Here is a 21193-nt window from a genome sequence, read left to right as displayed (position 1 = left end):
CTGCACTTGCCGGTGCCAAGCGTAGTACGCGATCTGCGACAAAACATTTGCCGTAACATCGACGCAATCAAAAGGAGCATTTCATGGCTTGCAATTCAACGGACTCCGGGCTCATGCAGGTGAAGGCGATCGCGGTTGCGTTGGTGGTTTGCGTCGCCGCGGCGGGTCCGGCGCTGGCACAGGACAACGCGGCCGCGTCCGCGCCGGAACAGCGGGCAATTGGCGCCGCCGCGCTGCTGCACGTTCAGGCGCGCGTCGTCGCGATCGATCCCGCGACGAACAGCGTGACGCTGCGCGGCCCGCAAGGCGGCGAGGAAACTTTCGACGTGAATCCGCAAGCCGCCGACGTCAGCAAGCTGCATGTCGGCGACGTCGTGACGATTGCGTACAAGAAGGCGGTGCTGGTCGGCGTCGACAAACTCGCGCCGAACGGAATCCGCCAGCGCATCGATACCGAAGTCACGCACCCTGCGGCCAACGGTGTCGTTGCATCGGCGCGGCGCATCGAGGTCGTCGCGACGGTGCGCAAGATCGATCGCAAGAAGCGCACGGTCACGCTGCGCGGGCCGTCGCGCACGGAAACGCTCGACGTGGCGCCGGACATTGCGCTCGAGAAACTGAAGGTCGGCGATTCGGTGCGCGCGGTGTTCGTCTCGGCCATCGCGGCGTCGGTGTCGCGCAATGGCGCGGACGTCAAATAACGGCGATCGAGAAGGCTTAAATAAACTACGCTGAAGCGTATCGAGGTGCGCGGCGTCGAACCGCAACCGGCGGTTCGACGTCGCGCCGGCCATTGCGGCTCAGGTTTCACGATGGTCATCGCGTCGCGCGCGAAGGAGCGGGGAATGGAACAGAGCGAAACGGAAACCACTGCCGAATCGGAGCGCAAACGGCTGGTCCGCAGCAAGATACACGTGGGCCTCGCGGCGCTCGGCACGTTGTCGTCGGTGTTCGGGATCGGCATTGCGATCATCGGCGGGATCAACTTCGACAAGACCAAGGTGCTGGTCGGCGTCGGCATCATCGTCGTGTCGACCATTCTGTATGTCTCGATGCTTTTCGTCGCTGCCGATGATTAGCCACTTCGCTTCCCTTTAGCGCCCGCTCCCGCTGCCGATCCACTTTTGCTATCGCCCCCGCGAATAGTCGGATTGTTGGCGCATCGCACCGCCCGTATATTGACCGCAGCGATATACAACAACTCGATGGCACGCCGCACGGCGGCCTACAGGAGCACAGCAATGAATCGGATCGATCTGGAGGGGCGCACGGTCGTCATCACCGGCGGCGCGCGTGGCATCGGCTACGCGGTCGCGCAGCGGGCGTTGCGCTCGGGCGCGTCGGTCGCGTTGTGGGACGTCGATAGCGAACGGCTCGCGCGCAGCCAGCGCGAGCTGAGCGAACTCGGCAAGGTGAGCGCCATCACGGTCGAGCTGACCGACGACGCCGCGGTCCAGCAGGCCACCGCGCAAACGGTCGCCGGGCACGGCTCGATCGACGTGCTGATCAACTGCGCGGGCATCACCGGCGGCAACGGCACGACCTGGGAGCTTGCGCCCGACATGTGGCGCCGCGTGATCGACGTGAATCTGATCGGCCCATACCTGACCTGCCGCGCGGTCGTGCCGCAGATGCTGAAGCAGGGCTACGGCCGCATCGTCAATATCGCGTCGGTGGCGGGCAAGGAGGGCAATCCGAATGCTTCGCACTACAGCGCATCGAAAGCGGGGTTGATCGGGCTCACCAAGTCGCTCGGCAAGGAACTCGCGACCAGAAACATCCTCGTCAATGCGGTCACGCCGGCCGCGGCCAAGACCGAAATCTTCGATTCGATGTCGCAGCAGCACATCGACTACATGCTGTCGAAGATTCCGATGAACCGTTTCCTGCTGCCGGAAGAAGCGGCGTCGCTGATCCTGTGGCTGTCTTCCGAAGACTGCGCGTTCAGCACCGGCTCGGTATTCGACCTGTCGGGCGGCCGCGCCACCTATTGAGCGCGCTGCTCGCGCATTGCTCACGTCCCGCAGCGGATTGCACACGCGTCGAACGCGCGTTGTCGAGCCCCTTCGACGCCTCTCTCACGGAGCCCTTTCATGGCCATGCCTACCATCCGGCACGTGCGTGCCTTCATCGTTCGCGGCGGCGGCGCGGACTATCACGACCAGGCCGGCGGACACTGGATCGACGATCACATCGCGACGCCGATGGCGCGTTATCCCGAGTACCGCCAGAGCCGTCAGTCGTTCGGCATCAATGTGCTCGGCACGCTGGTCGTCGAGATCGAAGCGAGCGACGGCACCGTGGGCTTCGCGGTGACGACCGGCGGCGAGATCGGCGCGTTCATCGTCGAAAAGCATCTCGCGCGTTTTCTCGAAGGGCAACTGGTGACCGACATCGAGAAGATGTGGGATCAGATGTACTTCGCGACGCTGTACTACGGGCGCAAGGGCGTCGTGCTGAACACGATTTCCGGTGTCGATCTCGCGCTGTGGGATCTGCTCGCGAAGGTGCGCAAGGAGCCCGTGTATCAACTATTGGGCGGCCCGGTGCGCGACGAGCTGGTGTTCTATGCGACCGGCGCGCGGCCCGATCTCGCGAAGGAGATGGGCTTCATCGGCGGCAAGCTGCCGTTGCAGCATGGTCCCGCGGAAGGCGAAGACGGACTCAGGCAAAACCTCGACAAGCTCGCCGACATGCGCTCGCGCGTCGGCGACGACTTCTGGCTGATGTATGACTGCTGGATGAGCCTCGACGTGCGCTACGCGACGCGGCTCGCGCAAGGCGCGCACGAATACGGCCTCAAATGGGTCGAGGAATGTCTTCCTCCCGACGATTACTGGGGTTACGCCGAACTGCGCCGCAACGTGCCACGCGGCATGATGGTGTCGACCGGCGAGCACGAGGCGACGCGCTGGGGCTTTCGGATGCTGCTGGAGATGCAGTGCTGCGATCTGATCCAGCCCGACGTCGGCTGGTGCGGCGGCATCACCGAGCTGATCAAGATTTCCGCGCTCGCCGATGCGCACAACGTGATGGTGGTGCCGCATGGGTCGTCGGTGTACAGCTATCACTTCGTCGTCACGCGCCATAACTCGCCGTTCTCCGAGTTTCTGATGATGGCGCCGAAAGCCGACGAAGTCGTGCCGATGTTCGATCCGCTGCTGCTCGACGAGCCGGTGCCGGTGAACGGGCGCATGAAGGTGCCGGACACGCCGGGCTTTGGCGTGCGGCTCAATCCGGAATGCGCGCTGGTGCGGCCTTATCAGCATTGAACATGTCGAACGTTTTGAACCTGTGCCGAACGGCGAACCGCCGCAAAGGAGATTAGGGTGCTGCTCAAGGACAAAGTCGTGATCGTCACCGGCGGCTCGCGCGGCATCGGACGCGCGATCGCGGTGGCCTGCGCGCGCGAAGGCGCGGACGTGGCGATCAACTACTGGGGCGACAACGACGCATCGTATGGCCGGCGCTCGGCGGTCGAGGAAGTCGTCGGCGAAATCGAGGCGTTGGGGCGGCGCGCGATCGCGGTGGAAGGCAACGTCGCGGCGCGCGACACCGGCCAGGAGCTGGTGCGACGGACGCTCGACGCGTTCGGCAAGCTCGACGTGCTCGCGAGCAATGCCGGCATCTGCCCGTTTCACGCGTTTCTCGACATGCCGGCGGACGTGCTCGAATCGACGGTCGCGGTCAATCTGAACGGCGCGTTCTTCGTTACGCAGGCTGCCGCGCAGCAGATGAAAAAGCAGGGCACCGGCGGCGCGATCGTCGCGACGAGTTCGATCAGCGCGTTGGTGGGCGGCGGCATGCAAACGCATTACACGCCGACCAAGGCCGGCGTGCATTCGCTGATGCAGTCGTGCGCGATCGCGTTGGGGCCGTTCGGCATCCGCTGCAACTCTGTCATGCCGGGCACGATCGCGACCGATCTGAACGCCGAAGATCTCGCCGACGAAGCGAAGAAAGCCTACTTCGAAAAGCGCATTCCGCTCGGCCGCCTCGGGCGTCCCGACGACGTCGCCGATTGCGTCGTGTTTCTCGCGTCGGACCGCGCGCGCTATGTGACGGGCGCCGCGCTGCTGGTCGACGGCGGCCTGTTCGTGAACCTGCAATAAGCGACGCGCGATGCGGGCGTCAATTGACCGTGACGGGCGTAGTCGGCGTGCCGGGTGCGGCGGCCGGATCGTCGCGCGCGAGGTCGCGCGAGAAGCCGCGCAGCAGTTCGATGAAGCGCAGCGCCGGCTCGGCGAGCTGCTCTTCCTTGCGCGTGAGAATGCCGAAACCGGCGAGACTCTTGCCGATTTCGAGTGGCAGCGCGACCAGCAGTCCGCCGCGCACATGATCGCGCACGACCGACTCCGGCAGCATCGCGACCGCATCGTAATTCTCGAGCAATTGCAGCGTCGCGAAGATCGACGCGCATTCGGTCAGATTGACTGGCGTGGCGAGCCCGGCACGCGCGAGTTCTTCCTCGAACAGCACGCGCGCCGGACTCGTGACGGGTTGCGCAACCCACGGCCACGCGACCAGTTCGCGCAACGTGATGCGCGTGCGCCGCGCGAGCGGATGCACGGCGCGCACGACGAGCAGCAGCGTTTCGCGCGCGAGCGGCTCGAAGCTGAAGTCGTTGTGCTGCAGAGGGTTGGTCAGGCGCCCCAGCGCGAGATCGACCTCGCGCCGATGCAGCAATTGCACGACCTGATCGCTTGTTTCACCGAGGATGCGCACGCTGAGCAGCGGGCTTTCGGTCTTCAGCGCGGCGACCGACATCGCCAGCAGATCGGGCGCGGCGCCCATGATCGCGCCGACGGTCAACTGGCCGTGACCGCCGCGGCGTTTGACATCGAGGTCTTCGGCGAAGCGTGTGAGCTCGGCGAGCGCACGGCGCGCGTAAGCGAGCGTGACGACGCCGAGCGGCGTCGGCGTCATGCCGCGCGCGTTGCGCTCGAACAGCAGGAAGCCGAACGCTTCCTCGATGTCGCCGAGCATGCGGCTCGCGCTCGGTTGCGCGACGTTGACGGCCTCGGCGGCCTGATGCAGGTTGCGGGTGTCGTCGAGTGCGACGAGCAGGGCGAGATGCTTGAACTTGAGACGATTGACGAGTGCGACGGCGGCTGAATGTTGGCTCATGGTGCCAGTGGGAGTGCCCGTGCGATTCGGTTTGTGGATCGACCAATCCCAACAACGGATTGAGAGGCTATCGATGCAGGAATTATAGTCGTTCGAAGAGGTCGACAGGAGACAGGCCGCAATGGAGACAATCGCTTTCCGGATGGTGCTGAACCCCGGCATGCGCGAAGAATACGAACGGCGTCATACGCAGATCTGGCCCGAGTTCGTTGACGCGCTGCACAACGCCGGCGTGCGCGACTACCGGATTTTCTTCGACCCCGACACGCATCATCTTTTCGCGGTGCTCTCGCGCACCAGCGATCACACGATGGACCAGTTGCCGCAACTCGACGTGATGCGCAAATGGTGGGATTACATGGCCGACATCATGCAGACCGCGCCCGATCACACGCCGCTGTCGCAGACGCTCGAACCGGTCTTTCGTCTCAGTCATTGAGTCGCGCTGAACGCTGAACCCGGTTGAACCCCGCAACGACGCACGAACCTCGAAACGCTTTTCACCGGACGAAGGTGCCGCATGCAGGTTGTCGATTCGCATATCCATCTGTGGGATCTGAAGACGCATCGCTATCCGTGGCTGGAGAACCCGGGCGTGTCGTTCGTCGGCGATGCGCGCGATCTGAAGCACGACTATCTGCTCGACGATCTGCTCGGTGAAGCGGGCGACGTCGACGTGCTGAAGCTCGTGCACGTCGAAGCGAATCACGATCCGGCCGATCCCGTCGAGGAAACGCGCTGGTTGCAGTCGATCGCGGATCGCGACGCCTCGCGCGGCATGCCGAATGCGATCGTCGCCGCCGTGGACCTGTCCGCGCAAAATGCGCCCGCGTTGCTCGAAGCGCATGCGTCGTTCGCGAATACGCGCGGCATCCGGCAGATTCTCAACGTGCACGACAACAAACTGTTCGATTACGTCGGCCGTCATTACATGCGCGAGCCGCGGTGGCGCGAGCATTTCGCGTTGCTGCGCCGTTACGACCTGTCGTTCGATCTGCAACTGTATCCGTCGCAAATGGAAGAGGCGGCCGCCTTGGCGCGTGCGCATGCGGACACGCTTCTGGTCGTCAATCATGCGGGCATGTTCGTCGATCGTAATAGCGTGGCCGGTTACCGCGCGTGGCGCGAAGGCATGCGCCTGCTCGCGGCGTGTCCGAACGTCGCGGTGAAGATCAGCGGGCTCGCGATGTTCGATCATCACTGGACCGTCGAAAGCCTGCGGCCTTATGTGCTCGAAACGATCGATACGTTCGGCGTCGAGCGTGCGATGTTCGCGTCGAATTTTCCGGTCGACCGGCTGTTTGGTTCGTATACGGATTTGTGGCGCGCGTATGCGGCGATCGTTGGCGATGCGAGCGAGGCTGAGAAGGACGCGCTGTTTCGGCGCAACGCGCAACGGTGCTACCGGATTTGACGCGCGGCGCGTCGAAGAGAAGACAGCCGCAAAAAAGGAGACACGCAGTGCAGCCATCCCCTTCCGCGGTGCCGCGACTCGAATTGCGGCACGCGAGCAAATCCTTTGGCCGGGTGCGCGCGCTGTCCGACGGCGATCTCGTGCTGTGGCCCGGCGAGGTGCATGCGCTGCTCGGCGAGAACGGCGCGGGCAAATCGACGCTCGTGAAAATTCTCGCCGGGGTGCATCAACCCGACGCCGGCGAACTGCTGGTGAACGGCGAGCCACGTCGCTTCGCGACGCCGGCCGAAGCGCGCGACGCCGGGCTTGCGGTCATCTATCAGGAGCCGACGCTGTTCTTCGATCTGTCGATCGCGGAGAACATCTTCATGGGCCGGCAGCCGGTCGACCGCTTCGGCCGCATCCAGTACGACGCGATGCATCGCGAAGTGGACGGACTGCTCGCGTCGCTCGGCGTCGAGTTGTGCGCGGATCAACTGGTGCGTGGTCTGTCGATCGCGGATCAGCAGGTGATCGAAATCGCGAAGGCGTTGTCGCTGAACGCGAGCGTGCTGATCATGGATGAACCGACGGCCGCGTTGTCGCTGCCCGAAGTCGAGCGGCTCTTCGCGATCGTGCGCAAGCTGCGCGAACGCGACGTCGCGATTCTGTTCATCACGCACCGGCTCGACGAAGTGTTCGCGCTGACGCAACGCGTGACGATCATGCGCGACGGCGCGAAAGTCTTCGACGCGCTGACCGCCGATCTGAGCACCGACGCGATCGTCGCCAGGATGGTCGGCCGCGATCTGCAAACGTTCTATCCGAAGGCCGATTGCACACCGGGCGACGTGCGTCTGTCGGTGCGCGGCTTGACGCGCATCGGCGTGTTCAAGGATGTCTCGTTCGACGTGCGCGCCGGCGAGATCGTCGCGCTCGCGGGCCTCGTCGGCGCGGGACGCAGCGAGGTCGCGCGGGCGATCTTCGGTATCGATCCGCTCGATTCGGGCGAAGTGTGGCTGACCGGCAAGCGGCTCGACACCGGCAAGCCCGCGGCCGCGGTGCGCGCCGGGCTCGCGCTCGTGCCGGAGGATCGCCGCCAGCAAGGGCTCGCGCTCGAACTGAGCATCGCGCGCAATGCGTCGATGACGGTGCTCGGACGGCTCGTTCGGCGTGGGCTCATTTCGACGCGCAGCGAAACGCAGCTCGCCAACAAGTGGGGCACGCGTCTGCGCCTGAAGGCGAGCGACCCGGGGGCGCCGGCCGGTACGCTGTCGGGCGGCAACCAGCAGAAGGTCGTGCTCGGCAAGTGGCTCGCGACCGGCCCGAAAGTGCTGATCATCGACGAACCGACGCGCGGCATCGACGTTGGCGCGAAAGCCGAGGTGTATGGCGCGCTCGCCGAACTCGTGCGCGATGGCATGGCCGTGCTGATGATTTCGAGCGAGTTGCCCGAGGTGCTCGGGATGGCCGATCGCGTGCTCGTGATGCACGAAGGCCGCATCAGCGCGGAGCTCGCGCGCGCCGACGCGAACGAGGAGCGCATCATGGGCGCCGCGCTCGGTCAGGGACTTTCACCATTGGGACGTGCAGCATGATGCGCCATTCGATTCATCCCGCGCCGGTGCGGCAGTCGCTGCCGAAGCGTTCCGCGGCTTCATCGGGCGGCCTCGTCGCGAGCGTCGCGAAGAGCCGCGAAACCACGTTGTTCGTCGTGCTGATCCTGCTGATCGCGGGGACCGGGCTCGCGAAGCCGCAGTTCCTGAATCTGCAGAACCTGCGCGACGTGCTGCTGAACGTGTCGATCATCGGTCTGCTGACGGCCGGCATGACCGTCGTGATCCTGATGCGGCATATCGATCTGTCGGTCGGCTCGACGGTGGGTATCAGCGCGTACGCGGTGGGCAGCCTGTACGTTGCGTTCCCGCATATGCCGGTGCTCGTCGCGCTGGCCGCGGGGCTCGCGATCGGGCTCGTGGCGGGAGGCATCAATGCGCTGCTCGTCGCGGTGGGGCGCGTGCCTTCGCTGGTGGCGACGCTGTCGACGCTGTACATCTTTCGCGGCGCCGATTACGCATGGGTGCACGGCGGTCAGATCAACGCGACCAGTCTGCCCGACGCGTACTCGCGGCTCGCGACCGGCACGCTGCTCGGCATTCCGACGCTCGCGCTGATCGCGATCGTCGTACTCGCCGGCCTGTCGGTGTATCTGAAGCAGTTTCGCGGCGGTCGCGAGCACTATGCGATCGGCTCGAATCCGGAAGCCGCGCGGCTCGCGGGCGTCAACGTCGAGCGTCGCGTGATGTCGGGCTTTTTGTTGTCCGGGGCGATTGCGGGCTTTGCGGGCGCGTTGTGGCTCGCGCGCTTCGGCACCGTCGATGCCAGCACCGCGAAGGGCATCGAATTGCAGGTCGTCGCGGCGGCGGTGGTCGGCAGTGTCGCGATTACGGGCGGCGTCGGCACGATCCTCGGCGCGACGCTCGGTGCGCTCGTGCTCGGCGTGATCAGCATCGCGCTCGTCGTGCTGCACGTGTCGCCATTCTGGGAGCAGGCGATCCAGGGCGCGCTGATCGTCGCCGCGATCGCCGCCGATACGCTGCTGGCCCGCTCCGTCGCCAAACGCATGATGAGGAAACGCGATCATGGCTAAACCCGATTCCGCGCTGCTCACGCGCAAGCGCGAAACGCCGCTGCAATGGGAAGTGTTGCTGGTGATCGTGCTGATCGTGTCGCTGGTGTTGGGCCGCTGGCTGTCGCCGGTGTTTCTGACCGGCGCGAACCTGAGCAACGTATTCGCCGATCTGACCGAGATCGCGCTGATGGCGCTGCCGATGACGCTGATCATCGTCGCCGCCGAAATCGATCTGTCGGTCGCGTCGGTGCTGGGCGCGTCGAGCGCGCTGATGGGCGTGCTGTGGCACATGGGGCTGCCGATGCCGGTCGTGATCGTCGTGGTGCTGATCGCCGGTGCGCTGGCGGGCCTGCTGAACGGCCTCGTGATCGTCAAGCTGAACCTGCCGTCGCTCGCGGTCACGATCGGTACGCTCGCGCTGTTTCGCGGTCTCGCGTATGTGCTGCTCGGCGATCGGGCGGTCGCGGATTTTCCGGCCGCGTATACGGCGTTCGGCATGAACACGCTTGGCCCCACGTTCATTCCGTTGCCGTTCGTGATCGTGATCGTCGCCGCCGTGCTGTTCACGGTTCTGCTGCAAGCCACCGCGTTCGGCCGCAGTCTCTATGCGATCGGCGCGAATCCGACCGCCGCCGCGTTCTCCGGCATCGAGGTCGCGAAGATCCGTTTGCGCCTGTTCGTGCTGTCGGGTCTCGTCAGCGCGCTCGCGGGCATCGTCTATACGCTGCGCTTCACGAGCGCGCGCGGCGATAACGGCGAGGGCTTCGAGCTGTCGGTGATCGCCGCGGTGCTGTTCGGCGGCGTCAGCATTTTCGGCGGACGCGGCTCGATGGTCGGCGTGCTGCTGTCGCTGCTGATCATCGGCGTGCTCAAGAACGCGCTGACGCTCGACGACGTATCGAGCGAAACGCTGACCATCGTGACCGGCGTGCTGCTGCTCGCGTCGGTGCTGATTCCGAACCTCGTCGCGCGCTGGCGGGCGGCACGCGACCGGCGTTTCATCGCGAAGTCCGCCGCCACGTCTTCTTCATCCGCAACCTAGCTTCCCCTCTCTGTCCAACAACAACGCAGGAGACACTTCATGTTCAAACCTCTACGTCACACCGGCATGGCCGCGCTCTGCGCCGCGTTGCTCGCGATCAGCTGCGGCAGCGCGTTCGCCGCGGAACTGAAAAGCGGGCTGAAGATCGCGTTCGTGCCGAAGCAGATCAACAACCCGTACGAAGTGATCGCCGACGACGGCGGCCTCGCCGCGATCAAGGAATTCGGCGGCGTGGGCAAGGCGGTCGGGCCGTCGGATGCGGGCGCGTCGTCGCAGGTGTCGTACATCAACACGCTGATCACGCAGCACCAGGATGCGATCGTGATTGCCGCCAACGATGCGAACGCGGTCGTGCCGTATCTGAAGAAGGCGATGGGTCAGGGCATCAAGGTCGTCACGTTCGACTCCGATACCGCGCCCGAGGGCCGCCAGCTGTTCGTCAATCAGGCGAACGCCGAAGGCATCGGCCGCGGGCAGGTGCAACTGGTTGCGAAGCTGATGGGCGGCGAGGGCGAGTTCGCGATTCTGTCGGCGACGCCGAACGCGACGAACCAGAACACCTGGATCAAGTGGATGCAGGAGGAACTGAAGAAACCGGAGTACTCGAAGATCAAGCTCGTCAAGATCGCGTACGGCAACGACGACGATCAGAAGTCCTTCGTCGAAACGCAGGGCTTGCTGCAGGCGTATCCGAACCTGAAGGCGATCGTCGCGCCGACGACGGTCGGCATCGCGGCGGCGGCGCGCTATATCTCGTCGTCGTCGAGCAAGGGCAAGGTGGCGGTGACGGGCCTCGGCACGCCGAACCAGATGCGCGCGTTCGTGAAGAACGGCACCGTGACCGCGTTCCAGTTGTGGGATCCGAGCGAGCTCGGCTATCTGGCCGCGTACGCGGCGGCGTCGCTCGCGTCGGGCACGATCACGGGTAAGGAGGGCGAAACGTTCGACGCCGGCAAGCTCGGCAAGCGCACGATTGGCGCGCACGGCGAAATCATTCTCGGGCCGCCGACCACGTTCGATGCGAGCAACATCGACAAGTACAACTTCTGAGCTTCGGCAACGCCGACTGTCCACCTGATCGCCGTTGGCGGTTCGTGGGCAGTCGGCGCAGCGGATCTCGGGGCTTTCGCGTGCGGTCCGCTCAGCGGCGGATCGCAAAACGCCGCGCATAAGCGGCGGATGGTGTGCCGCTTCCCCACACCGCGCCATCGATCAGTTCCCTTGTGACGTCCTCGCCGGGCACCGGCACGTTCACGCGTGCGGCGGCCTCGCGATACAACTGCGTCTGGTTGATGCGCGCGGCGACCGCGTCGTAGTCGTTGTGCGCATCGATGATCCCCCAGCGCTCGAACTGCGTGAGGAACCACGCGCCTTCGAATGGATGCGGATAGTTGACCGCGCCGTCGTCGAAGAAACGCATCGGCAGGCGGCGCGGGTTCGCCGTGTCGAGGTGGTCGCCGAGCCGCGCCGCGATCAGCGTCTCGTCGATACCGATGTAATCGGGCTGCGCGAGCCAGCGGGCGATCTCGTCGCGATGCCCGGCGCCGTCGAGCCAGCGGCACGCTTCGAGCACGGTCTGCACGAGCGCGCGCGTCGTGCGCGGATGCGCATCGACGAAATCGCGTCGGCAGGCGAGGACTTTCTCGGGATGCTCGGGCCACACCTCGCTCGAATAAGCGATCGTTTTGCCGACGCCGTGCGCCTCGGCCATTTCATTCCACGGCTCGCCGACGCACAGACCGTCGAGCCGGTCCTCGGCAAGCGCGGCGACCATTTGCGGCGGCGGAATCGCGACACTGTCGATATCGCGCAACGGATCGACGCCTTGCGCCGCGAGCCAGTAGTACAGCCACATCGCATGCGTGCCGGTCGGGAAGGTGTGCGCGAACACCGGCTTGCGGCCGAGCGTCGCGAGCGCCTCGCGCAAGGTCCCATGCTTCGCGAGCGCATCGGCGAGCCGATTCGACAGCGTGATCGCCTGGCCGTTGCGGTTCAGCACCATCAGCACGGCCATGTCGGTGCGCGGGCAACCGAGGCCGAGCTGCACGCCATACACGAGCCCGTAAAGCGCGTGCGCGGCGTCGAGATCGCCGGCTAGCAGCTTGTCGCGCACGGCGGCCCACGACGGCTGGCGGCACAGTTCGAGCGTGAGCCCGTGCGCATGGCCGAACTCGAGCAGCTTTGCCGCGATCAGCGGCGCCGCGTCGGACAACGCGACGAAACCGAGCCGCAGATGGGTCTTTTCAGGCGGCTCCGCAAAGGCCGCGGCGGTGACGGAAGTGGCTGGATTCATGAGCGCATCATTTGAGCGAGCCGGCCGACGCGACGACCTCGCGCGCCACCTCGGCGAGTTTGACGCCCTGGTTCATCGCGCGTTTGCGCAGACTCGCGTAGGCGGCCGGTTCGGTGAGTTTCTGCTGATCCATGAGCAGGCGTTTCGCGCGATCGATCAGCTTGCGCTCGGCCAGTTCGTTTTCGGCCTGCGCGAGCCGCTCGCGCAATTGCGACTCCTGCGCGAAACGCGCGAGCGCGACTTCGAGAATCGGCGCGAGCCGCTCGGTCGCGAGGCCTTCGACCAGATACGCGGTGACGCCCGCGTTGACCGCTTGGCGGATCAGTTGCTGGTTCGCGTCGTGGCTGAACATCAGCACGGGGCGCGGCGCGCTCGCGTGCATCACGGCGAGCTGTTCGAGCGTATCGCGCGACGGCGACTCCGTATCGATGATGATGACGTCGGGCCGCTCGTCCTGAACCGCGCGATGCAGCGCCTGCGGCGTCGCGGTGCCGGGGAGCATTTCGCAGCCGAGACAGGCGAGCGCATCGCGCAGATCGCCGATGGGTTTGTCGGTGTCGGTGACAAGGAGAACACGCAGCATGGAGTCGGGGGAAAGGACATCTGACTATCAGTAAAGCAATGAATATGCCAGCCTTCGCACGACGGGGCTTGACGAGGTGCGTGAGCGCATTCGCGCGAACGGCGGGGATCGATTGGGTTTTTTGCGGGCGATCGCTGCGAATCGTCCGCGAAAGAGGTGACGCGGCCACGCCGGTCGCGCTGCACCGGCGAGGGGCATGCAGGACAGCGGACGCCCGATGCACCGAAGCGGCGCATCGCGTTCGTCGCGGCCGCAGCCTTGGAGCCTTAAAGCCAGCGCGAATAACTGCGCGGTGAAAACAGCGAGGTCACCGCCATCATCGCGGCGATGCAGCCGGCGAGCATGATCCACGCGGCGACGAATCGGCCGCTCCAGCCGCGCACGATGCCGGCCACGAGCGGCGCAACCGCCGCGCCGAACGCGCCGGCGCCCATCGCGACCACCGGCAGACTGGTCAGCAATGACGCGCCGTAGAAGCTCGAGCCGGTCGCGTCGCGAATCGTCGTCATTAACGGGCTGATCGAGGTCGGCAGCGGGCGCAGATGAAGCTGGAGGAGCGGGTGGTCGAGCAGGTGCGCAAAAGCGCGGGTGGGGAGGATTTGGGGACGGTGTTTGGAGTTTAGCGAGACGTGCTGCGACGTGCGTGGTCGCCGAAGCGGCGTGCCGCCAGATTCCGATCAAGACGCCGCGCGTGTTGCGGCGTACGACGTTCGCGCCTGCGCTGGAGAGCATCCCGAATGTCAGGGAAGACGTCTATTTCACGCGCTTGGGCGGCGAGGCTGACGTAGCGCGTTCAAGCAGAACGCGGAGTCGGAAGGTATGGCGCGAGTTTGTCGGGCCTCGCGCTTTCGCATGGGTTCGGGCGGGCTGCCCGCATCGCCTGCACAACATCACAGGTACGCAGGGCGGCGCCGTGACCCCTGCTTACCTCCGCCGCGCCGCGTGCCGTGGCGCACCGCCGCCACTCGCACGCTCGTCCTTGTGGCGGAAATTGATCCGCCCCTTGGTCAGGTCGTAGACCGACAATTCGAGCGTCACGCGATCGCCCGCGAGAATACGGATATGGTTCTTGCGCATGCGCCCGGACGCATAGGCGCCGACCACGACGCCGTTGTCGAGCGTCACGCGGTAGCGGCTATCCGGAAGCACTTCGTCGACGATACCGTCAAGTTCAAGCAGTTCTTCTTTCGCCATGCATAACTCCTGGTCGATGGGATAAAGGGGAAATAGGGGAAACCGGCCGCAGGCATTGCGAGCGGCGCGACTGTGGATTCGTTTGAAAAGCCGCGGCGCCCGAAAGCACGCTGGGCGACATGAGTGACGCGCCGATGACGCCGCTCAAAGATCGGTGACCGACTGACCGCTCACCTGGCCGTCGATCAGCCGTTCCGCATGCGCCATGCACGCGATGCGCGCCTTGCCCATGCCGTCGAACGGAAACAGATACTGCAGGCGAAATACCCGGCCGTCGGCCGCCGGATTGGCGCCGACGCGGCAGATGCGCACCGAAGCGTCGTAACCGGCGCCCGGATTGCGGGTCGCTGGCGCGCCCGCGGGGCGGCGCGGATAAACGAGCGGGTGAATTTCGTAACCTTTGTAGGTCTTGACTGCTGGATTCATGAGAAACATGTCCTGTATTGCGTGGTCCACGCGCCGCGTGCGGGGCGCTGCTTCCGGCAACGCTCCTTTGACGCGTCACGGCGCGGACCGGCGGCGCAGCACCGATGGGCGCGCCGGCGATAAAAATGGTTGGCACAGACCTGCTAGACCCGGCGGGCTCAATGACAATGGCCCGAGCGGTCGCGCGAAAACGCGGATTCGACCGAAAAAACGCTGAAGCGGCGCGTCAATTCGGGCGCCGGACGCATGATGCTGAACCGCTCGGTGTACTTCTCGCGGCGGCGAATGCGGGCGGCGCATTGCCGGAGTGACGGGATCGCAGATAAGGGCGGTCGAACAGTCGGGGGTGGTGCGGAGATGCCGGGTTGAGACTGCCTGGTGCTGCCAGTGCTATATGGGTGCGAGGTGCAACAATTGCAACATGATGCCTGAAATAGGCCTGATTGGATAGTGCAAACTTCAGCGCACGACCGGAACGCCCGACTGGCGGGGCTTCGCGGGCAGTTGGCGAAGTCGTGTCGGATGCGGGACCGGTGACGGGCTCGCGAATCGCGCGAGTGGCGCGCGCGAGGCTCCTATTCGAACGCGTGCATCAGCGCGACGTCTCGGCGACGCGCTTCTGCAATTCGCGCGCGGCCGCCAGCGGCAGGCGCGCATCGTCCCAGCCGGTCAACCATTCGACTTCCTTGGCCGTGAAGACCTGACCATGGTTGCGCAGCGCGTACTGCAGCGAATCGATGATGTGGTTGCGAATGATCTCCGGCGTGCGCTTGTCGTCGAGCACGGCGCGAAGCGCTTCGAGTGTGGCCATCGGTTGGCTCCGTTCGGTTAGGTGTCGGCGGATCAGTGTTTATCGCACGAAAAAAATGTGCTCGCGAGGTAGACAAAATTGCCGTCCGGCATCGAGTCGCGGCGCCAGCGCGAGGCCGCTACAATGGCGACTTCCTGAATTGCGGACCGAGCGGGCGCGCCGGCGTGCACTGCGGGCATCTGGCTTCGTCGTCATCCGCTATCGCGCGCCGCCTCCTTCGAACCTCGCGTTTTTTCCATGCGCAACCCGAACGTGTCTCCTGTCAAAGACCTGCTGCTGAAGCGCTACGCGCCGATCGCCGACGGCATCGCCGCGCTGCTCTATCCGTGCGCCGAGGTGGTGATTCACGATCTGCGCGATCAGACCATCGCGTATCTGGTGAACAATCTGTCGCGGCTCGAGGTGGGCGCGCCGTCGGTGCTCGACGATGCGCACTTCGCGGCGCGCGGCCAGACCATCGGCCCCTACGAGAAGCTGAACTGGGACGGCCGCCGCATGCGCTGCGTGAGCAACATCCTGTTCGACGACGACGGCAAGCCTGCCGGCATCCTGTGCGTGAACTTCAACATCGCGGTGTTCGAGGATGTGCGCTCGACGCTCGATCTGTTCATCAAGGGCGGCGCGATGACGGACGCGCCTGCCGACGATCTGTTCCGCGACGACTGGCAGGACCGCATCAACACGTATCTGCACACGTGGCTGCGCGACCGGCAAATCGGCATCAATGCGCTGACGCGCGAGCACAAGCGTGAAATCGTCGAGGCGCTGCACGCGCAGGGCGCGTTTCGCGGCCGCAGCTCGGCGAATTACGTGGCCGCGGTGCTGACGATGGGCCGCGCGACCGTCTACAAGATCCTGAAGCAGATGAAAGAGGGCGGCTGAGCTCAGGCGCGCCGTGCTTGAAAATGCTTCGACGACGCCCAAAATAAGGTCACACACCATGCGCTACCGACACTACAAAGGCGGCATTTACGAACTGGTCTGCGAGGCCACGCTCGAATCGGATCCGACGGTCACGATGATCGTCTACAAGGCGGCCAATGGTACGATCTGGACCCGTCCAGCGACGGTGTTTTTCGAGCTGGTAGAGCAGGAAGGCGTCAAGGTGCCGCGTTTTGCGCCGCTCGATGAGTTCAGCAACGAGGCAGATGCGTCCCCCGCGGACTCACCCATGCTGCCGTAATCACAGGAACAGGAAAACCGAATGCGTCTTTTGCTTGCCATCATTCTGCCGTGGCTGCAGTTTTTCACGATCGGCCGTCCGTTTGCGGGCATCATCTGCCTGATTCTGCAAATCACGCTGATCGGCTGGGTGCCGGCGGCCATCTGGTCGGTGTATTCGCTGAGCCAGTACAACACGGACAAGAAAATCGCCCGCGCAATGGGCAACGGGCGGTAAGACACAGCGCGTGAAAGCGTCGGCGAGTGGGGCGCCAGGCCCCCACGCTCGCGCTCACCGTGCCGGTATCGCGACCGCATCCGGCACTTCGATCACCACGTCGGTTTCCGCGACCGCCACGCACGGCAGGATATAACCGTCCGCCTTTTCCTCGCGGCTCACGCCGGGCCATTCAATCGAGTAGCGCACACGCCCAGACGTCATCCGGCACAAGCATGTTCGGCACGTGCCGTTGCGGCACGAACGCGGCAAACGCAGATTGGCGAAAGCGGCGGCTTCGAGAATCGTCAGCGAATCGGGCGCTTCGAAGCTCTGGCCGAGCGGTTCGACGCGAACCACAGGCGGGCGGTTGGGGGCGGACATCGTGCAGGTCAATGACTAGGTGCGCGACACTTTACACGGGATCGGACGGCGCTTTATGCCGCGCCGCAACATCGGCGCGTCAGTCGCGCCTTCAAGAAAAAATCGGGGAAATCTTGCACCTGGCCCGAACTCGTCTAAAGTGAATCAATTCACCTCCGCGTGGCGCGAACTGACGATGCCGCGTCGAGGCGACGGCCCGCGCCGGCTGCATGGGACAAGGAGGAACGAGCGGCGGACGCGATAGCAAGCAATCAGCGCGTGCATTACCCGAGCGCATCGTACGCGCACTCTTCCAGGTGACTCCCATGCAGATCCAATTCCTGAACGAAGCCCCTGAATATTCAGGTCGCGAACTTACTTTGGCGTTTCCGGCAATGGTCGATGGGCAGAGGGTGGAGTGCATGATCACCGCGGAAGCGCTCGAAGATCACTTCGGCGCCGCGTCCCCCCGGCTGGAGGACATGATCGTCGCGTTCGACGCGCACCGGCCGCGCATCGAGGCCGCCACGCGCCGGCTGTTGTCGGAAACGCGCGCGCAGTGTCTCGTGCTCAGAAGCGGTTACGTGCGGTTTTACGAGGCGAACTGGCGTAACTGACCGATCTGAAACTATCGGCTGGCTACCGGTACCGAAGCTTCGGCAAGCGCGACTGCTGCCGAAGCGCGAAGTTCGGATTCACCGGTGCCGCTGCTGCCGCTGCTGCTGCTGCCGCTGCTGCTGCTGGCTGGCCTGCGCGCAAGCCGCGGCCGCGTGCAATGCATCGGCGGCACGCAGCCAACTCCATTACTTTCAAATGATCCGTCGCAGCGCCCGATCCTTGAACACCACATGGTGCGCGATCGCCGCGAGCGCATGCAGTCCGATCACCCAATAGAACACGTTGCCGAGCCACTCGTGCGCGTCCTTCAACAGCGGCCGCGCGATCGCATCCGCACGCACCAGCGTGAAGCTGATGTCCGTCCATGCGAGCGACACCGGCCGCCCGCCCGCATTGACCATCAGCATGCCGAGCAGCGGCTGCGCGAAGATGAACACATAGAGCGCGAGATGCGCGGAGCGCCCGAGAAAGGCGAGCAGCCGATTGCTTTCGAGCTCCTCCGGCGCGCCGGCCCACAATCTCCACAGCAGCCGCAACACGGCCAGCCCGAGCACCAGCGTGCCGGCCCAAAAATGCACGCCGGTCCAGAACGCGCGGCTGTCGGAGCCGCGCGGGCCGCGGATTTCGATGGCCAGATAGGCCAGCGCGACCAGCAGAAAAATCATCCAGTGGAAGAAAATCGCGGGCTTCGTGTAGCGGTCCGCCGTGCGGTTATATGAGGACATCGAGGCTCCTGGGGTGGCGACCCGTGCCGTTGCGACCCGGTCGATCGCGACCCGGTCGATCGCGACCCGGTCGGTCATCATTCGAAACATCGGATGATAAACGGTCCCCGAAACCGACGACACATTCGCCCCGGCCGCGCGACCTCCTCATTCGCTGCCGAGATAGAAATACCGGAACAGGAAAATCGCCGCGATGATCCACACGACCAGCTTCACCTGGCGCGCCTGGCCCGTCAGCAGCTTGAGTCCCGCGTACGAGATGAAGCCGAACGCGACGCCGTTCGCGATCGAGTAGGTGAACGGCATCAGCAGCGCGGTCAGCGCGGCCGGCACGACTTCGGTCGCGTCGTCCCACGGCAGGTCGACCAGTTCGCGCAGCATCAGGCACGACACGTACAGCAGCGCGGGCGCGGTCGCATACGGCGGCACCACTTCGGCGAGCGGCGCAAAAAACAGCGCCGCGACGAACAGCACGGCGACCGTGATCGCGGTCATGCCGGTACGGCCGCCGGCCTGCACGCCCGATGCGCTTTCGATATACGCGGTCGTCGACGAAGTACCGAGCATCGAGCCGGCGAGAATCGCGGTGCTGTCCGCGAGCAGCGCGCGGTTCAGCCGATGCATCTTGCCTTCCACCAGCAGCCCCGCGCGGTTCGCGACGCCCATCAGCGTGCCGGTCGCATCGAACAGCTCGACGAGGAAGAACACCAGCACCACGTTCAGCACGCCGCTCGACAGCGCGCTGCGGATATCGAGCTGCAACAGCGTCGGCGCGATCGACGGCGGCGCGGACACGATGCCGTGAAACTGATTGCCGCCAAAGAAAAAGCTCAGGATCGTCACGCCGACGATGCCGATCAGGATCGCCCCGCGCACACGCATATGATCCAGCGTGACGATGCCGAAGAAGCCGACCGCCGCGAGCACGACGTGCGGGTCATGCAGATTGCCGAGCGTGACGAGCGTGGCCGGATTGCCGACCACCACGCCGGCCGACTTCAGCGAAATGATCGCGAGAAAGAGACCGATGCCGCCGGTGATCGCGATGCGGATCGAATGCGGAATGCCCTTGACGATCACCTCGCGCACGCGGAACAGCGTGACGATCAGGAACAGGCACCCGGAGATGAACACCGCGCCGAGCGCGGCCTGCCACGTGTAGCCCATGCCCTTGACGACCGTGTATGCGAAGTACGCGTTCAGGCCCATGCCGGGCGCGAGCGCGATCGGGTAGTTCGCGTACAGACCCATGATCAGCGACGCGAGCGCGGCCACGAGGCAGGTCGCGACGAACACCGCGCTCTTCGGCATGCCGGCGTCGCCGAGAATCGCCGGGTTCACGAAGATGATGTAGGCCATCGTCAGGAAAGTGGTCACGCCGGCCAGCACTTCGGTGCGCAGGTTGGTGTCGACGGCGTCGAAGCCGAAGTAGCGTTTGATCGAGTCCATGTGGCGGGTTTTCCCTCTTTCGTCGTTCAGACAGTGTTTTTGTCATCGAGGCGGTGACAGCGCGCGCGGCAAGGCAGGCCGCGCGGCGGCGTTACGGCCGAATTGTAATCACGAATGGCAGCGCCCCGGCGCCTGTGGCGGCGCCAGCAGGCCGCCCCGGCCTGTCAGATGGGCGGTTTGCCGTGCGACTGCGGCGCCTGCGCATCACCGCGAGGCGCCTGACGCGCGAGCCAGCGATCGAGTTCGCCAGCAAACGCCTTGCCATCGCGCGCGCTGAAGGCGGCCGGCCCGCCCGTGTCGACGCCGCTCGAGCGCAACTGGTCGAGCATCGAGCGCATGCGCAGCCGTTCTTCGATCGTGCCGGGCGTGTACCAGTTGCCGCGCGGATCGAGCGCGTGGGCATTTTTTGCCAGCACGGCGGCGGCGAGCGGGATGTCGGCGGTGATCACGAGGTCGCCCGCGACGACGCGCTCGACGATCAACTGATCGGCGGCGTCGAAGCCGGCCGGCACCTGAATCGCGCGGATCAGCGGCGACGGCGGCACGCGCAGGAACGAATTGGCGACCAGCGTCAGCGGCATGCCGGTCCGGCGCGCCGCGCGATAAAGCATGTCCTTGACGACGGCCGGGCAGGCGTCGGCATCGACCCAGATTGGCATGGTGCGGGTTCCGGCTGTGTGCGGCTGGTTTGCTGCGTGGCGGATGGAGGGACCGGATGATACCTTGGCGCGACGCAAGCCGTGCCATGCCGCCCGCGGCGGGCGGCATTCAGGCAGCGACGACCCAAGCCGCGACCGCTTTACTGCACGGCCGTCGGGGCGTTGCCTTGCTGCTGCTCGCGGTGTTGCGCGACGATGCGGCCCGCGCGCTGCGCGTTCTCCGGATAGTCGATCCAGTCCAACGGGTCGTAGCCGGCGGCGAGCCATTCCGCGAGGTCAGCGCGGACCTGGGCGCGCGTTTTCGGCGCCGACGGGTCGGCGGGCTGCGTCACCGCTTGCGCGTAGACGGTGCTGATACCCACGGCGGCCAACAGCGCGCCGAGTCCAATGCGGGAAGACAGTTTCATGGCGGGCTCCTGCGGAGCGGAAAAACAGCCGGACCTGGTGGTTTTTCGGTGCGCCGGGTAAGGCGGTACAGGCAACGCACCACTTCTGCCGGC

27 protein-coding genes are annotated in these 21193 nt (G+C 65.2%); 15 read left to right on the top strand and 12 right to left on the bottom strand.

Features of this window, described 5'->3' with window-relative positions; genetic code table 11:
* Window positions 1–83 precede the first annotated feature (83 nt).
* The 5 genes from HDG37_RS31750 to HDG37_RS31730 all read left to right on the top strand — a co-directional run bounded on the left by HDG37_RS31750 (window position 84) and on the right by HDG37_RS31730 (window position 4112).
* Window positions 84–701, top strand: a complete 618-nt coding sequence (locus HDG37_RS31750) for a copper-binding protein (protein WP_184054568.1) — start codon at window positions 84–86, stop codon at window positions 699–701.
* Window positions 702–845: 144 nt separating this feature from the next.
* Complete coding sequence (locus HDG37_RS31745; protein ID WP_184031536.1) at window positions 846–1079, top strand: hypothetical protein; 234 nt, start codon at window positions 846–848, stop codon at window positions 1077–1079.
* Between the two features lie 162 nt (window positions 1080–1241).
* Window positions 1242–1994, top strand: a complete 753-nt coding sequence (locus HDG37_RS31740) for an SDR family NAD(P)-dependent oxidoreductase (protein ID WP_090810144.1) — start codon at window positions 1242–1244, stop codon at window positions 1992–1994.
* A 99-nt stretch (window positions 1995–2093) separates the two neighbouring features.
* Window positions 2094–3272 carry an L-rhamnonate dehydratase gene (gene rhmD / locus HDG37_RS31735; protein WP_184054566.1) on the top strand — a complete coding sequence of 393 codons (1179 nt, stop codon included), beginning with the start codon at window positions 2094–2096 and terminating at the stop codon, window positions 3270–3272.
* 57 nt (window positions 3273–3329) lie between these two features.
* Window positions 3330–4112: an SDR family NAD(P)-dependent oxidoreductase gene (locus tag HDG37_RS31730; protein ID WP_184011280.1), complete on the top strand. Its 783-nt coding sequence runs from the start codon at window positions 3330–3332 to the stop codon at window positions 4110–4112.
* A gap of 19 nt (window positions 4113–4131) precedes the next feature.
* Here HDG37_RS31730 and HDG37_RS31725 read toward each other — a convergent pair whose 3' ends face one another.
* Complete coding sequence (locus HDG37_RS31725; protein ID WP_184054564.1) at window positions 4132–5127, bottom strand: LysR family transcriptional regulator; 996 nt, start codon at window positions 5125–5127, stop codon at window positions 4132–4134.
* Window positions 5128–5248: 121 nt separating this feature from the next.
* Between HDG37_RS31725 and rhaM the strand changes: the two genes are divergently transcribed.
* From rhaM to rhaS, 6 genes are all read left to right on the top strand, one after another.
* On the top strand, window positions 5249–5566 hold the full coding sequence (gene rhaM / locus HDG37_RS31720; protein WP_184054562.1) for an L-rhamnose mutarotase: 318 nt from the start codon (window positions 5249–5251) through the stop codon (window positions 5564–5566).
* 81 nt (window positions 5567–5647) lie between these two features.
* Window positions 5648–6541, top strand: coding sequence for an amidohydrolase (locus HDG37_RS31715; protein ID WP_184054560.1), 894 nt, complete (start codon window positions 5648–5650; stop codon window positions 6539–6541).
* A gap of 47 nt (window positions 6542–6588) precedes the next feature.
* Window positions 6589–8118, top strand: coding sequence for a sugar ABC transporter ATP-binding protein (locus tag HDG37_RS31710; protein ID WP_184054558.1), 1530 nt, complete (start codon window positions 6589–6591; stop codon window positions 8116–8118).
* Entirely contained in the window at window positions 8115–9170 is a 1056-nt protein-coding gene (locus HDG37_RS31705; RefSeq protein WP_184054556.1) for an ABC transporter permease, read from the top strand. Before HDG37_RS31710 ends, HDG37_RS31705 begins: the two co-directional genes overlap by 4 nt.
* The gene (locus HDG37_RS31700) at window positions 9163–10194 is read left to right on the top strand and encodes an ABC transporter permease (RefSeq protein WP_184054554.1); all 1032 of its coding nucleotides are present in this window, start codon (window positions 9163–9165) and stop codon (window positions 10192–10194) included. The genes HDG37_RS31705 and HDG37_RS31700 overlap by 8 nt, the downstream gene beginning before the upstream one ends.
* A 39-nt stretch (window positions 10195–10233) precedes the next feature.
* On the top strand, window positions 10234–11244 hold the full coding sequence (rhaS, locus tag HDG37_RS31695; RefSeq protein WP_184054552.1) for a rhamnose ABC transporter substrate-binding protein: 1011 nt from the start codon (window positions 10234–10236) through the stop codon (window positions 11242–11244).
* Between the two features lie 91 nt (window positions 11245–11335).
* Here rhaS and HDG37_RS31690 read toward each other — a convergent pair whose 3' ends face one another.
* From HDG37_RS31690 to HDG37_RS31660, 6 genes are all read right to left on the bottom strand, one after another.
* Window positions 11336–12487 (bottom strand): CmpA/NrtA family ABC transporter substrate-binding protein, encoded by a 1152-nt coding sequence (locus HDG37_RS31690; RefSeq protein ID WP_184054550.1) that lies wholly within the window; start codon window positions 12485–12487, stop codon window positions 11336–11338.
* A 7-nt stretch (window positions 12488–12494) separates the two neighbouring features.
* The gene (locus HDG37_RS31685) at window positions 12495–13070 is read right to left on the bottom strand and encodes an ANTAR domain-containing response regulator (RefSeq protein WP_184054548.1); all 576 of its coding nucleotides are present in this window, start codon (window positions 13068–13070) and stop codon (window positions 12495–12497) included.
* Window positions 13071–13336: 266 nt separating this feature from the next.
* Complete coding sequence (locus tag HDG37_RS40130) at window positions 13337–13579, bottom strand: hypothetical protein (RefSeq protein WP_311541678.1); 243 nt, start codon at window positions 13577–13579, stop codon at window positions 13337–13339.
* 415 nt (window positions 13580–13994) lie between these two features.
* Window positions 13995–14264: a translation initiation factor IF-1 gene (infA, locus tag HDG37_RS31670; RefSeq protein ID WP_090806547.1), complete on the bottom strand. Its 270-nt coding sequence runs from the start codon at window positions 14262–14264 to the stop codon at window positions 13995–13997.
* Window positions 14265–14408: 144 nt separating this feature from the next.
* Window positions 14409–14690 (bottom strand): hypothetical protein, encoded by a 282-nt coding sequence (locus HDG37_RS31665; protein WP_184054546.1) that lies wholly within the window; start codon window positions 14688–14690, stop codon window positions 14409–14411.
* A gap of 592 nt (window positions 14691–15282) precedes the next feature.
* Window positions 15283–15501, bottom strand: a complete 219-nt coding sequence (locus HDG37_RS31660; protein ID WP_184054544.1) for a hypothetical protein — start codon at window positions 15499–15501, stop codon at window positions 15283–15285.
* Window positions 15502–15738: 237 nt separating this feature from the next.
* On the opposite strand from HDG37_RS31660, the gene HDG37_RS31655 reads away from it, so the two are divergent.
* Genes HDG37_RS31655 through HDG37_RS31645 form a run of 3 tightly spaced genes read left to right on the top strand, consistent with a single transcriptional unit; the run spans window position 15739 to window position 16900 of the window.
* Window positions 15739–16383 carry a transcriptional regulator gene (locus HDG37_RS31655; RefSeq protein ID WP_018425410.1) on the top strand — a complete coding sequence of 215 codons (645 nt, stop codon included), beginning with the start codon at window positions 15739–15741 and terminating at the stop codon, window positions 16381–16383.
* 58 nt (window positions 16384–16441) lie between these two features.
* A complete protein-coding gene (locus HDG37_RS31650) occupies window positions 16442–16684 on the top strand; it encodes a DUF1653 domain-containing protein (protein WP_184054542.1) in 243 nt (80 codons plus the stop codon).
* A 21-nt stretch (window positions 16685–16705) separates the two neighbouring features.
* Window positions 16706–16900, top strand: coding sequence for a YqaE/Pmp3 family membrane protein (locus HDG37_RS31645; RefSeq protein ID WP_090806541.1), 195 nt, complete (start codon window positions 16706–16708; stop codon window positions 16898–16900).
* A 54-nt stretch (window positions 16901–16954) separates the two neighbouring features.
* On the opposite strand, the gene HDG37_RS31640 is transcribed toward HDG37_RS31645, so the two are convergent.
* Window positions 16955–17263: a 2Fe-2S iron-sulfur cluster-binding protein gene (locus tag HDG37_RS31640; RefSeq protein WP_184054540.1), complete on the bottom strand. Its 309-nt coding sequence runs from the start codon at window positions 17261–17263 to the stop codon at window positions 16955–16957.
* Between the two features lie 305 nt (window positions 17264–17568).
* Here HDG37_RS31640 and HDG37_RS31635 point away from each other — a divergent pair, with 305 nt between their 5' ends.
* Window positions 17569–17859, top strand: coding sequence for a DUF1488 domain-containing protein (locus HDG37_RS31635; protein ID WP_184054538.1), 291 nt, complete (start codon window positions 17569–17571; stop codon window positions 17857–17859).
* Window positions 17860–18051: 192 nt separating this feature from the next.
* Here HDG37_RS31635 and HDG37_RS31630 read toward each other — a convergent pair whose 3' ends face one another.
* The 4 genes from HDG37_RS31630 to HDG37_RS31615 all read right to left on the bottom strand — a co-directional run bounded on the left by HDG37_RS31630 (window position 18052) and on the right by HDG37_RS31615 (window position 21100).
* Window positions 18052–18585: a cytochrome b gene (locus tag HDG37_RS31630; protein ID WP_184054536.1), complete on the bottom strand. Its 534-nt coding sequence runs from the start codon at window positions 18583–18585 to the stop codon at window positions 18052–18054.
* A 147-nt stretch (window positions 18586–18732) separates the two neighbouring features.
* Window positions 18733–20034, bottom strand: coding sequence for an NCS2 family permease (locus HDG37_RS31625; protein ID WP_184054534.1), 1302 nt, complete (start codon window positions 20032–20034; stop codon window positions 18733–18735).
* A gap of 164 nt (window positions 20035–20198) precedes the next feature.
* Window positions 20199–20693, bottom strand: a complete 495-nt coding sequence (locus HDG37_RS31620; RefSeq protein ID WP_184054532.1) for a YaiI/YqxD family protein — start codon at window positions 20691–20693, stop codon at window positions 20199–20201.
* 140 nt (window positions 20694–20833) lie between these two features.
* On the bottom strand, window positions 20834–21100 hold the full coding sequence (locus tag HDG37_RS31615; protein WP_184054530.1) for a DUF4148 domain-containing protein: 267 nt from the start codon (window positions 21098–21100) through the stop codon (window positions 20834–20836).
* Window positions 21101–21193: the final 93 nt, after the last annotated feature.

The sequence above is a fragment of the Paraburkholderia sp. MM5384-R2 genome (assembly GCF_014201025.1).
Lineage (GTDB): Bacteria > Pseudomonadota > Gammaproteobacteria > Burkholderiales > Burkholderiaceae > Paraburkholderia > Paraburkholderia tuberum.
This window is presented reverse-complemented; position numbering and strand designations above follow the sequence as displayed.

Coding starts and splice junctions, on each gene's coding strand:
- HDG37_RS31750 (WP_184054568.1), top strand. CDS start 84: ATGGCTTGCAATTCAACGGACTCCGGGCTCATGCAGGTGAAGGCGATC.
- HDG37_RS31745 (WP_184031536.1), top strand. CDS start 846: ATGGAACAGAGCGAAACGGAAACCACTGCCGAATCGGAGCGCAAACGG.
- HDG37_RS31740 (WP_090810144.1), top strand. CDS start 1,242: ATGAATCGGATCGATCTGGAGGGGCGCACGGTCGTCATCACCGGCGGC.
- rhmD (WP_184054566.1), top strand. CDS start 2,094: ATGGCCATGCCTACCATCCGGCACGTGCGTGCCTTCATCGTTCGCGGC.
- HDG37_RS31725 (WP_184054564.1), bottom strand. CDS start 5,127: ATGAGCCAACATTCAGCCGCCGTCGCACTCGTCAATCGTCTCAAGTTC.
- rhaM (WP_184054562.1), top strand. CDS start 5,249: ATGGAGACAATCGCTTTCCGGATGGTGCTGAACCCCGGCATGCGCGAA.
- HDG37_RS31715 (WP_184054560.1), top strand. CDS start 5,648: ATGCAGGTTGTCGATTCGCATATCCATCTGTGGGATCTGAAGACGCAT.
- HDG37_RS31705 (WP_184054556.1), top strand. CDS start 8,115: ATGATGCGCCATTCGATTCATCCCGCGCCGGTGCGGCAGTCGCTGCCG.
- HDG37_RS31700 (WP_184054554.1), top strand. CDS start 9,163: ATGGCTAAACCCGATTCCGCGCTGCTCACGCGCAAGCGCGAAACGCCG.
- rhaS (WP_184054552.1), top strand. CDS start 10,234: ATGTTCAAACCTCTACGTCACACCGGCATGGCCGCGCTCTGCGCCGCG.
- HDG37_RS31690 (WP_184054550.1), bottom strand. CDS start 12,487: ATGAATCCAGCCACTTCCGTCACCGCCGCGGCCTTTGCGGAGCCGCCT.
- HDG37_RS31685 (WP_184054548.1), bottom strand. CDS start 13,070: ATGCTGCGTGTTCTCCTTGTCACCGACACCGACAAACCCATCGGCGAT.
- HDG37_RS40130 (WP_311541678.1), bottom strand. CDS start 13,579: ATGACGACGATTCGCGACGCGACCGGCTCGAGCTTCTACGGCGCGTCA.
- infA (WP_090806547.1), bottom strand. CDS start 14,264: ATGGCGAAAGAAGAACTGCTTGAACTTGACGGTATCGTCGACGAAGTG.
- HDG37_RS31665 (WP_184054546.1), bottom strand. CDS start 14,690: ATGAATCCAGCAGTCAAGACCTACAAAGGTTACGAAATTCACCCGCTC.
- HDG37_RS31660 (WP_184054544.1), bottom strand. CDS start 15,501: ATGGCCACACTCGAAGCGCTTCGCGCCGTGCTCGACGACAAGCGCACG.
- HDG37_RS31655 (WP_018425410.1), top strand. CDS start 15,739: ATGCGCAACCCGAACGTGTCTCCTGTCAAAGACCTGCTGCTGAAGCGC.
- HDG37_RS31650 (WP_184054542.1), top strand. CDS start 16,442: ATGCGCTACCGACACTACAAAGGCGGCATTTACGAACTGGTCTGCGAG.
- HDG37_RS31645 (WP_090806541.1), top strand. CDS start 16,706: ATGCGTCTTTTGCTTGCCATCATTCTGCCGTGGCTGCAGTTTTTCACG.
- HDG37_RS31640 (WP_184054540.1), bottom strand. CDS start 17,263: ATGTCCGCCCCCAACCGCCCGCCTGTGGTTCGCGTCGAACCGCTCGGC.
- HDG37_RS31635 (WP_184054538.1), top strand. CDS start 17,569: ATGCAGATCCAATTCCTGAACGAAGCCCCTGAATATTCAGGTCGCGAA.
- HDG37_RS31630 (WP_184054536.1), bottom strand. CDS start 18,585: ATGTCCTCATATAACCGCACGGCGGACCGCTACACGAAGCCCGCGATT.
- HDG37_RS31625 (WP_184054534.1), bottom strand. CDS start 20,034: ATGGACTCGATCAAACGCTACTTCGGCTTCGACGCCGTCGACACCAAC.
- HDG37_RS31620 (WP_184054532.1), bottom strand. CDS start 20,693: ATGCCAATCTGGGTCGATGCCGACGCCTGCCCGGCCGTCGTCAAGGAC.
- HDG37_RS31615 (WP_184054530.1), bottom strand. CDS start 21,100: ATGAAACTGTCTTCCCGCATTGGACTCGGCGCGCTGTTGGCCGCCGTG.